This is a genomic window from Streptococcus sp. 2154, assembly GCF_013277255.1.
Lineage (GTDB): Bacteria > Bacillota > Bacilli > Lactobacillales > Streptococcaceae > Streptococcus > Streptococcus pseudopneumoniae.
Genome location: NZ_VMMK01000071.1, coordinates 1 through 11263 on the forward strand (window position 1 = coordinate 1; position 11263 = coordinate 11263).

The 11263-nt window shown below is 40.4% G+C and carries 10 protein-coding genes and 3 pseudogenes; all 13 read right to left on the bottom strand.

Annotated elements, in window-relative coordinates:
- A protein-coding gene (locus HT693_RS10715) for an IS3 family transposase (protein WP_172925177.1) occupies window positions 1-1335 on the bottom strand; the annotation gives its coding sequence in 2 pieces (ribosomal slippage) (window positions 1-894 and window positions 894-1335; 1336 coding nt annotated over the 2 pieces). This gene is flagged as partial in the annotation.
- Between the two features lie 147 nt (window positions 1336-1482).
- On the bottom strand, window positions 1483-2475 hold the full coding sequence (cbpJ, locus tag HT693_RS10720; RefSeq protein WP_172925178.1) for a choline-binding protein CbpJ: 993 nt from the start codon (window positions 2473-2475) through the stop codon (window positions 1483-1485).
- Window positions 2476-2492: 17 nt separating this feature from the next.
- Window positions 2493-3536: a serine protease gene (locus tag HT693_RS10725; RefSeq protein WP_205380758.1), complete on the bottom strand. Its 1044-nt coding sequence runs from the start codon at window positions 3534-3536 to the stop codon at window positions 2493-2495.
- Between the two features lie 426 nt (window positions 3537-3962).
- Window positions 3963-4463 (bottom strand): annotated as a pseudogene (locus HT693_RS10730) (DNA alkylation repair protein).
- Window positions 4385-4625: pseudogene (locus HT693_RS12150) on the bottom strand (DNA alkylation repair protein). The pseudogenes HT693_RS10730 and HT693_RS12150 overlap by 79 nt, the downstream one beginning before the upstream one ends.
- Window positions 4626-5258: a response regulator transcription factor gene (locus HT693_RS10740; protein WP_000698420.1), complete on the bottom strand. Its 633-nt coding sequence runs from the start codon at window positions 5256-5258 to the stop codon at window positions 4626-4628.
- 13 nt (window positions 5259-5271) lie between these two features.
- Window positions 5272-6267, bottom strand: coding sequence for a sensor histidine kinase (locus tag HT693_RS10745; protein WP_000743655.1), 996 nt, complete (start codon window positions 6265-6267; stop codon window positions 5272-5274).
- Window positions 6264-6962, bottom strand: coding sequence for a cell wall-active antibiotics response protein LiaF (gene liaF / locus HT693_RS10750; protein WP_001224642.1), 699 nt, complete (start codon window positions 6960-6962; stop codon window positions 6264-6266). Before liaF ends, HT693_RS10745 begins: the two co-directional genes overlap by 4 nt.
- 76 nt (window positions 6963-7038) lie before the next feature.
- Window positions 7039-8049: a type 2 isopentenyl-diphosphate Delta-isomerase gene (gene fni, locus HT693_RS10755; protein WP_000210664.1), complete on the bottom strand. Its 1011-nt coding sequence runs from the start codon at window positions 8047-8049 to the stop codon at window positions 7039-7041.
- Window positions 8033-9040, bottom strand: a complete 1008-nt coding sequence (locus tag HT693_RS10760; RefSeq protein ID WP_000562398.1) for a phosphomevalonate kinase — start codon at window positions 9038-9040, stop codon at window positions 8033-8035. The genes fni and HT693_RS10760 overlap by 17 nt, the downstream gene beginning before the upstream one ends.
- On the bottom strand, window positions 9027-9980 hold the full coding sequence (gene mvaD, locus HT693_RS10765) for a diphosphomevalonate decarboxylase (RefSeq protein WP_172925180.1): 954 nt from the start codon (window positions 9978-9980) through the stop codon (window positions 9027-9029). Before mvaD ends, HT693_RS10760 begins: the two co-directional genes overlap by 14 nt.
- Window positions 9962-10840, bottom strand: a complete 879-nt coding sequence (gene mvk / locus HT693_RS10770; protein WP_119946563.1) for a mevalonate kinase — start codon at window positions 10838-10840, stop codon at window positions 9962-9964. The genes mvaD and mvk overlap by 19 nt, the downstream gene beginning before the upstream one ends.
- 121 nt (window positions 10841-10961) lie before the next feature.
- Window positions 10962-11242: pseudogene (locus tag HT693_RS12155) on the bottom strand (transposase).
- Window positions 11243-11263: the final 21 nt, after the last annotated feature.

Here is an 11263-nt window from a genome sequence, read left to right on the forward strand (position 1 = left end):
TTGTTCTGTACTGCACAGGGCTAAGTCCTTTTAGTTTTACCTTAATTCTCTTGTTGTTGTAGTAATCAATATAGTCTACAATAGCTTGTTCCAATTGCTTAAGCGACTGAAACGACTTCTCATAACCGTAAAACATTTCCGATTTCAGAATCCCAAAGAAGGACTCCATCCTACCGTTGTCTGGGCTGTTGCCCTTGCGTGACATGGATGCTTGAATTCCCTTACTCTCTAGGAACCGATGATAAGAATCGTGTTGATATTGCCAGCCTTGGTCACTATGGAGAATCGTATTCTCGTAGTGCTTCTCTTTGAATGCCTGTTCCAACATTGTTTGTACTTGTTCTAAGTTGGGTGAAGTTGAAAGATTATAGGCGATAATTTCACTATTAAAGCCATCTAAAACTGGTGATAAGTAAAGCTTTTGAGTACTTGCTGGAATGGCAAATTCTGTCACATCTGTGTAGCACTTTTCCATTGTTTTAGAGCCTTCAAATTGACGTTGAATGAGATTCTCTGCTTTCTTACCAACGTCTCCTTTATGAGAAGAATATTTTCGTTTCTGTCGCATTTTAGCTTGTAAATTGAGTACTTTCATCAAGCCTTGAACTCTTTTATGATTTACTAGATAACCACGATTTCTTAGTTCTAAATAAATCCGACGATAAGCATAATTTCCCTTGTGTTCGATAAAGATGGATTGAATTTCAGCTTTAAGCTCTTGGTCCTTATCTGGTTTATCTAGCTGTTTCAAGTGATAGTAGTAGGTCGAACGAGCTAGTTTAATGGCTTTTAAAAGAAGATCTAACGAAAACTCAGTCATTAATTCTTGAACAATTTCTGTCTTTCTTCTTTCTCTTTTTCCTCCTTCAATCGGAGTTCTCTTAACTTTTTTAGGATGGCATTCTCCGCTCTCAGGTACTCATTTTCTGCTTGAAGACGTTCTAATTCTGTCCTCTCTTCAGGTCTCGTTTTTGGCTTACGTCCCATTTTAGGTACTCTCCCTCTTGTTTTCTCAACAATAGTATACCCGTTTTTCCTGTATTGTGCTAGCCAATTAAGAAGTATCGTACGACTTGGGAGGCCGTATTCAAGAGAAACTCTATCTTTAGTCCAGCCTTCATGTATGACTTTATCAATCATTTCTTGTTTTAAATCAGGAGAATAGTAACGATTTTTTCCTTTTTTGACGAACTCTATTCCGTAACGATCAATCAATTGAATCATGTACCTAATATTAGAATTGTTTATCCCAAATTTATTTGAAAGCTTCTCTAAGCTATATCCTTGTTTTCTAAGTTCATAGATCTGAACTTTATCATCATAAGTTAATTTCATAATAAAAATACCCCAAAAGTTAGATTTTGTCTGTCTAACTTTTGGGGTGCAGTTCACCTAATATTATGCGTTTTTTCCTATTTTAAAGACTTTTATCCACCTATTATACAAAGTTAAATATCCATCACAGTTTACCATTAGCCTTCATTACTTAACCCATTCGCCATTATAGTTTAAGTAGTAACCACCTACTGTGGTATTAACAGCTAAAGCACCTGAACCATAGGCATAGTACCATTTACCATTGACTTGGAACCAGCCTGTCTTCATATCTCCATTACTTGCATTTAGGTAGTACCAAGTTGAACCATCTTTCACCCAACCAGTAGACATTGCACCTGATGAACGAAGGTAGTACCAACTGTTACCAACATAAGCCCAACCTGTCTTCATATCTCCATTACTTGCATTTAGGTAGTACCAAGTTGAACCATCTTTCACCCAACCAGTTGCCATAGCACCTGATGAACGGAGATAGTACCAGTTATTACCTAGATATTGCCATCCTGTTTGCATTGCAGCAGTTGTTGGATCAAGGTAGTACCAAGCTGAACCATCATTTATCCAACCTGCACGTCTTTCACCACCAATATAGTTTTCTCCATTAATTTCTGTTTTAGCTAGATAATACCAGTTAGACTGATCATAAAGCCAACCTGTCTCTAAAGAATGATTCTGATTAAAGTAATAGTTCGTGTAATAACGCTTCTCTTCTTTATCTTCTGAATCTTCACGTTTTTCCCCGTACTCTTTTCCAACACTGTCTTTTGTTTTAATCTCTAATGCTTTCCAGCCAACAAATTCTTGTAGTACCCCATCTTGTCCAAAATAGTACCACTTGTGTTGAAGGCCGATTTCATTAACTGGTTGGTTATCTAATAAATCATCACGATAACCTGTTCCAGGAATTTCTAAGTATTGCCATCCAACTACCATTTCTCCTTTATCACCAAAATAGTAAGTTTTTCCGTCTATTTTATGCCAATAGATTGCTTTATGAGCATCTTTTACATAATATTTTCTATTATCCTTATCAACAAATTGGCCACCTGTGGTATCCGCAAAAACAGTATTTGTAGCTAGCAAACCAAAGAAAAATGCTGTCAGTCCAACTTGCATAGTTTTTTTCAAAAGTTTCATTTATATGTCCTCCAATATTAAATCCACTCACCAGATGAAGCAAAATTATAAACTTTACCATCGATAGTTTGGCTACCTGTTACCATAGCTCCACTTGAGTTAAGATAATACCAGTTTCCTCCTACTTTTATCCAACCTGTTTTCATGTCTCCATTAGTAGGATCTAGATAGTACCATGTTGAACCATCTTTATACCAACCAGTCTTCATATCACCATTTTTATTATCTAAGTAATACCATTTGCCTCGTACATTTTTCCAACCTGTTGCCATTGAACCAGAGGTTCCCAAATAATACCATTTTCCATTTACTTTTTGCCAATCTGTAAGCATCTTACCAGAAGCATCTAGATAGTACCAAGTATCATCTATTTTCTGCCAACCCGTTTGTTTATCATGTTGTTTATAATAGTACCAACTGCCACTTAATTTTTTCCATCCTTCAAGAGAATATCCTTTAAGTACTGAATAAATAAATGATAAATTCTGTTCATTTAATTTTACTGCGCTATTAACTTGGTTAGCTTCATCTCCCAAAGTATGTACTCCGACTACACGGTGACTAGCATCATAAACAGCAGATCCACTTGATCCCCCCAAAGTATCAACTTGATAATTCAAAAAAGTACCATCATCACTTAAAACTTGTTTTTTATCTGTATACATTTGATGAATTCCAAAATCATATGATGGATATCCTGTAATCGTCACTGGTGTTCCAGCCAAATTTTTCTGACTATTTGGAAGCCCCAGTGTTCCCAATTTTGCGCCAACAGGCTCTTCTAGAATTAATAGAGCCAAGTCATATTTCGATGCATCTCTAGAATTTAAAGTTCTAAATTCTTTCAAATAACGAACTTCCTTAACCTTGATTTTTCCAAATGGTTCCTGATCTGGACTAGCTGCTGGAAGTACATAAATAGCATCCGCTTCTTTTCCATATTTATGACTGTAGAAGTTATGAGCTGCTGTAATTAAAACATTATCTTTAATAAAATTCGCGCTTCCTCTTCCTTCTATATTCGTTCCATTGGCTACACCATTGTACTCAGACAAAACCATAGCTGAAGTTGAATACGGATATTGTAGAGTATTATCAATTTTAACCAAATCATCATTACCGATAATTACTTCTGATTGATTTTGGTAATATGAACCATATGTTGGCGAAATCTCAGGAAGTGAAAAATTATTAGTTTCTGGACTTTCCTGTAATGTTTCACTCACCTCATATTCTTCACCTGTACTAGAAATAACAGTCAAAGCAGATACTGTCGACAACTGGCTAGCCAATAAAGTACTCGCAATAATTGAAATACCCAATTTTTTATAAAACGTTTTCTTCATTATTTTTATCCTCCTAATGTGATTATAGCATACTATTCTAAATTTCTCAATCTACTATAGAATCAAGAAATCTATCACCTTCTGTAAATACCCTCCATTATCACATAAACAGGTAAACTTTTCAATTAATGACTGCGCTTTTCAATCACGATAGAGGTACTTGCTTGCTTCTTTGATACTAAGTTCAGCCATTCTTTCCTTGTTTTTCTCAATAAAGCATGTTACTCAAGTTGGATTCGTTTTGGAGTAGTCTCGCAGAGTCCAGCCAATGGCTTTATTGGTAAAAAATTCTGTTTGGTTCAAGTTATGAAGGAGAATCTTTTCCATTAATTGAGTATTGGTCTTCTCTTTTCTTAATAACTGGTGGTCAATAGTGACGCGTCTCAACCAGATATTGTCTGACAGGCTCCATTGGAGGATTATTTTTTCCAGTTCCTGCTTCTCATACACCAAACTCCCTACTACTCGATCTAGGATATCCACCGTATCCCACCAAGACTTGGTAACAACCAACTGCTCTAGCTTAGGCAAATCGCTGTCCTTTAAATAAGACTGCATTGCTTTCAAATAGTTAGCAGCCACATACTGGTATTCTCTAGATTCTTTTTCCCAGCAAGTATCTGCAAAATCCCAATCGATAATCTTTGTTTTTTCGCTTCTGGAAAATATTTTTATAGAGTTTATTTCTTTCAGGCACCGCAATACCTAGAAAAGAAAATTGATGGCGCATATGGGCTTCCATGGGTCTTGCTTTTTAGAGTCTTTTGCTGCTTCTAGCTCCTCAAGTAAATCTGCTAAACTCATCTAAAACTCTTCATGCCCCACCAAATGGTGCTGAAAGGCATAGACAGCCGCCTGGGTGCGATCGCTGACTTCAAGTTTGGCAAGGATATTGGACACATGGGTCTTGACCGTCTTGAGAGAGATAAAAAGTTCATCAGCGATACGCTGATTTTCGTAGCCCTTGGCGATGAGTTGGAGAACATCTCGCTCACGCGCAGTCAGGTCCTCATGTAGTTCTATGTGATTGCGGTGGTATTCGACTTTTTTGCTGACCTCTTGCTCAATGGCCAACTCCCCAGCAGCCACCTTACGGACAGCATGGAGCAGTTCGTCGGCACTAGAAGTCTTGAGCATATAGCCACGAGCACCTGCATCTAAGACAGGCATGATTTTTTCATTGTCCAAGTAAGAAGTCACAATTAAAATCTTGGCTTCAGGCCATTCTTTAAGGATGGCCAAGGTCGCGTCAATTCCATTCATCTCAGGCATGACAATATCCATGACAATGACATTCGGACGCAATTTCAAGGCCAAGTCAATACCTTGAGACCCGTTTGCCGCCTCGCCCACAACTTCTACATCATCTTGGAGATCAAAGTAGCTTTTCAAGCCCAATCGGACCATTTCATGGTCATCTACTAGTAAAATTTTCATCTTTACTCCTTTATCATTCCTTATCTAACAGGGGAATACGGATATCAACTGCCAGTCCTTGCTTGGGAGCTGTCAAGAGTTGAACTGTTCCAGCCATATCTTCAACCCTCTCTTTGATATTTCGCAGTCCATAACTCAAGTCGTCTAAGTTCCCTAACTGGAAACCAATCCCATTGTCCACCACCTTCAGCTGCAATTCAAAGTCTGTCTGATAGAGATAGACATCCAAACAAGAGGCCTGGGCATGGCGGAGGGTATTGCTAATCAACTCCTGCAAAATGCGGAAGATATGCTCCTCAATCTTCTTGGGCAATTTCGTCATATTCTGCTTGAGACTAACCTTGAGATCACTCTTGTCCTCAAGCTCTTTTAGGAGAATTTGAATCCCTTCTATCAAGCTCTTCTGCTCCAGTTCAATTGGTCGCAAGTGCAGGAGCAAGACTCTCAAGTCCTTCTGGGCAGTTTCTAAAATAGCTGTGACACTCTGCAACTGGATCTGCATCTTTTCTCTATCCAATTTCAAAGCCTGCTGACTGACGCCTGATAAAATCATGTGAGCCGCAAACAACTCCTGACTGACTGTATCGTGCAAATCCCGAGCAATCCGCTTTCGTTCCTTCTCGATGATTTCCTCTTCCTGAGCAAGGCTGTGATTTTCAGCCTTTTGAAGCGCTTCTGTCAAGAGGTTAAGTTTGCCAGATAAGGACTTAAAACTAGCATCCAAATCTGGATCTACAACCTGAACCACTTCTTTCCCTGCCAACAAACGCTTGAGATTAGCCTGCATTTTTCTTAGAGAAAGCTCTTCCACACCTCTCCAAAACAGGGATAAGAGAAAGGTCATGGACATGCTGAATACCAACAATAAAAAGATAAATTTTTCTGTTTTTTCGACATCGTGCAAGAAAATAGACCAGTCAAAGTCAAGGATTTCCAGCAAGCTGTGGGAGAAAAAAAAGACAAAGAGGACAGAGGTGATGGCAATGATTACATAAGCTTGTTTTTTCATCCTCTGACCACCTCCACATCCCCAATCATAGTGGTCAAGAAAATCTTGACACTCTTGTTACTCTTGAGATAGTCTTTCGTTTCTTGATGATAGTGTTCATTGCGGAGGGCTCGCTTGGGCTGATTGAAAAAAGTCAAATCCCCATAGAGACAATTAACGCTGAGACTGACTTCCACATCTACAGGTACGATGATTTTGGTCGTGCCTATCATCTTTCTGAGGATAATGACATTGTCATGATTGGTTAGGATAACCCTCTCCAGATGAATAGTGTCCCTACCCATGAGACGAAAGAGATTGATATCATCAAACTGGCAAGTCTGGTAGCTTGAAAAATGATGAAGATTTCCAAACCAACGATTTTTCTCCTTCTTAACCGTTACCACCTCTTCAAAAATCAAATTGGTCTGCTCTTTTTCCTGGTTCATCATCGGATAAAGAAGAAAGAGGCTGTAGATGACCGCAACAAAAATAGCTAGAATCACAAAAGGATTGAGCATGACGATGAAAAAGAAGAGAATGCTTGCCACCACTAAAAGAAGATTATTGCCCTCTTTACCAGTGTAATAGCGAATCAAAAGCAAAAAGAGGAATAAAATCAGCAGAAAACGTGAAAAATGCTCTGAAACCATCAAAATCAGAGCTCCCGTCAAAAGACAGGCTTCGATAAATAAAAAGATTTTAAATTTTCTCATAGGTTGATCCTCTCCTTTCTATTTTATCACACTTCAAAAAAGTCACCTCAGTCTGAGGATGGAAAAAAGGCGGTGGTCACGCCTTTTTCATCTGATCCTTTGCTTCTTTTAATTTTCCATAAAGAAGATAGTCTACTTTTTGCAAATCTGCTATGGTGGCACAATTAAGAGCACACATAATCAAACGCAGATCGTCTTTCCAGCCTTGAACAATACCAATCACTTCTTCAACTGAATAGGTTTCAACCAATTCCAGAACTGTTCGTGACAGTCCTACAGCTTTGGCACCAAAGACCAAACACTTAATCATATCCAGCGGATTCCGAACGCCTCCACTAACCAAGAGTTCGACCTTGTCTTTCCATTCTTGGGCGTTGAGTAGAGTCTGCACGGTAGACTGTCCCCATTGATTGAGGTAATCACGCTGGCCACTGCGACGGTTTTCGATATAGGCAAAGCTGGTGCCACCACGACCTGATAAATCCACTGTACGAACACCCAGTTCATAGGCTCTCTCGATGGTCTTGGCATCCATTCCAAAGCCCACTTCCTTGAGAACAATAGGAACAGGAATTTGCTGGCTATAGTCTGCCAGATGCGATTGCCAGCTTCTGAACTTCCTTTCTCCCTCAGGCATAAGCAATTCCTGCATGACATTGACATGCACTTGCAGGAGAAGAGGATGCATCTCTTCTACAGTCTGAAGGCCTAACTCGACAGGCTTGTCCAATCCAATATTGGTTCCAAGGAGGAGATTGGGATGACTAGACTTGACAGAAAAAGAGTCATCTGCTGGATCTTTGAGTGCTGCGCTATAAGAACCCGTTACAAATAAAATACCACAGGCTTCTGCCACTTGAGCCAACTTTTGATTGATTTCTTTACCTTTTTCACTCCCACCTGTCATGGCATTGATATAAAAAGGAAAATCCCACTTTCGACCAGCAAACTCTGTCGACAGATCGATTTCATCCAGATTGTAAAGAGGCAAGGAAGAATGAAGCAGCTCCACCTCATCAAAGCTATTATAGGAACTTTTCTGCTCAAGGGCATAGCGGATGTGCTCATCCTTACGATTTGTCGTCATGTCCTATCCTTTCTTGGTATAAGAGCTCAATCCCCAGATCGGCCCAACGGTTTTTTAGGGTTTCAGTTGATTGCTCATCAAAACTCAAGGCAATACCACAATCACCACCACCAGCGCCACTGCTTTTGGCAACGGCTTGCAAATCTTGACTGGCTTCTTTCAGCTGTCTAAGCGAAGGCGTATAAATATCTGCGCTCAAGCCTTCTAAGAGATTGCTGGCTGTTTCCACCTGCTCAATAACTTTTTCGGATTTCCCCTGCTCCAAGGCTTCTACCAGAGAAGCCACTGTTTCTTTTGAGGAACTTAAAAAATTCTGATTGATATTTTGCTTGATTTGTTGAACCATATCACTAGATACAGCCACTTCCTTGGTCCATCCCACTAGGAAATCACATTCTAAAGTTGGTTTCACTTGTGAAATTGAAAAGTCCCAATCACGCTCTAAAACAGTCGCCAAATTTTCTTCTTTCAACCAAGCTGCTACCTGCTGGCGATCAAATGACTGGTAAAGAACCAAATCCTCTGCCACAATACAGGCAAGGTCCCCCATAGACCCATTGTCTCCGCGCTTGAGCAAGACAGCGCTAGCCAGCTTGAACAAGAGCTCCTGATCAACCGAAAGCTTATACAGAGCTAGCAGAGCCTTGATGACCAAAACAACGACGCTACCGCTAGAACCTAGACCAAACTTTTTCCCTTCCCGTTCCATTTTTCCTCGAATTTCTAGAGAAAAATGTCTTAAAGTTTGACCTCGATAAGTCAGGAAATCTTCCACTAAAGCAATCGTTTCTTGAATCAAGCTGTAGTCAGAATTTGGCGCCAAATCTACTGCGAAATCAAACAGATCTGAATAAATACGGTAGCTGTCAGAAAAAGCAATATCGCCCTTCATATAGATGGGAATGGCCTTTATCAAGGCCAACTGTCCGGGCTCTAAAATAGCATATTCACCTGCCCAATAGAGCTTTCCACAAGTTTTAACAGCAATCATCTTGACTCAAATCCTTTGTTTTTGACACAATCAAGCGGTAACGTTGACCGAAGATTTTTGATAAATGCTCCAAGTCTTTCTCTTGACAAAGAACTTTGACATTAGGACCGGCATCCATAGTAAAGTAGCAGGCCTCTCCTTGCTCGCGAAGTTGACGAACAAAGTCCATCGCTTCATAAGATGAATCGGTCAGATAAGAAAAGGCTGGTGATGCTGTTTTTGTCGTAGCGTGCATAGCAAGAGCATTTTTCTCCGTTAATTCTCCAATCTTGGCAAAGTCATTTTCCTTGAGATAAATCAGCATATCCTGATAGTCCTTCTCAGACTGACGAACCCAGTCGTCAAAAGTCGTCGAAGTCTCCACACAAAGTTTCATCCCGTCACGGCTAGAGATTGGTTTTTTCTTGTCCTCTAGCACCAACATGATCATAGCTAGTTTCAAGTTTGTCTCTACAGGGTAAATTCCCCCACTATCCTTGTCCCAGGCACCTAGTGGTCCATAAAAACTCCGAGAAGAAGAACCTGAGGCAAACTTAGCCTCCTGTGCCAACTGACTCCGAGACAAACCAAGCTGGAAATAAGCATTACAAGCCTTGACCAGGGCGGACAAACCACTAGAACTTGAGGACAGGCCCGCTGCCGTAGGCATATTATTTTGAGTATCGATACGGACAAGGCCCTCACCAGCTGGACGATAACGGTCAATAATCTTACTCATCTTGGCATGCTCGACCTCATTTTGTAGCTGACCATTGATGTAAAATTCGTCAGCTGTTACATTGGCTGGTAAAGGCGACAAGGTCGTCTCTGTATACATATTTTCCAAAGTTAGAGAAATACTGCTAGTAGCAGGCACCATCTCTTTTTCTTTTTTCTTTCCCCAATATTTGATAATAGCAATATTTGCGTAGGAACGTACTGTTACAGGCTCTCTATCCATGTCTGAACAGCTCCTTTCTCTTCTAATCTTTCTGCTAATTCTTGTGCGTGTGTCAAATTATCTGCCAAGGCTATAATACAGCCTCCTAGCCCACCACCGCTCATCTTGGCACCCAGAGCACCATGGCTAAGAGCCGTTTCAACCAGATGGTCTGCCTCAGGGCTACTGACCCCAATTTCTTTTAAATGTAAATGCGCTTGACTGAGGATTTGTCCCAGTTCTTCAGCATCTTTTTGTGAAATCGCATCCTCTGCCTGCTGGGTCAATTCTCCCAAGGCATGAAAAAATGGTAGGGCATCCTTGCCCTTATTTTGAACTACTTGAATGGATTCACGAGTGTGACCATAAACACCTGTATCGGCAATCACCAAATAGGCGGATAAGTTCATCTCAAGCTCTGTAAATCCTACATTCTTAATAAAGCGAATAGGTTGGTCACTGAGACAAGTCTTAGCATCCAAACCACTAGGATTCATATGGGCAATCATTTCAGCTCGATTGACCAAGATTTCTAGTACATCATGAGGCAGATCAGCCTGATAGTAGTCAAATACCGCACGAATGGCCGCTATGCTGATAGCCGCTGACGAACCCATCCCCCGTTTCTCAGGGATAGCCGAGTCAATCTCACAACGAATGCAGGCTTCTGTGATATCCAAATACTCCAGTGAAGCATAAACCGCCATGGACAAGGTATCCTCCTCATAAAGGCGCCAAGGACTCTCTGCAGGAACTACCTTACAGGTCACCTCCACCTCCAAAAGAGGCAGGGAAATGGCAGGATAACCGTAAACGACCGCATGTTCCCCTATTAAAATTATCTTACTATGTGCCTGACCGACACCAACTTTTTTTGTCATTTTTTCCTTTTACTAGACGAAAAAACGTCTTATTTTTCATACAAGTATTAATTCTTTCCTATCTATTTTATTATATTTTCACAAAAAAAGCGATTGTTTCCATTCACAATCGCTTCTTTCATTATTGAACCCATTCGCCATTATAGTTGACAGAATAGCCATTTACAGTCGTATTCACTGCCAAGACACCTGAGCTATAAGCGCGTAGTACCATCTGCCATTGACCTGGAACCAACCTGTCGTCATAGAACGACGAAAGAAACTCCATACCGTTAAGTAAAGAGGAAAGTCGTGAGGGAGCATGCGCCATTGACAACCTGTTTTAGTGACGTACAAAGTCTCATTAACAAGTACTCGTTTCGGCCATTTATAGGTGCGGTGTTTGGAGAAATAGGGTTCAATCTCCCAAGAGGCATAGGGGCG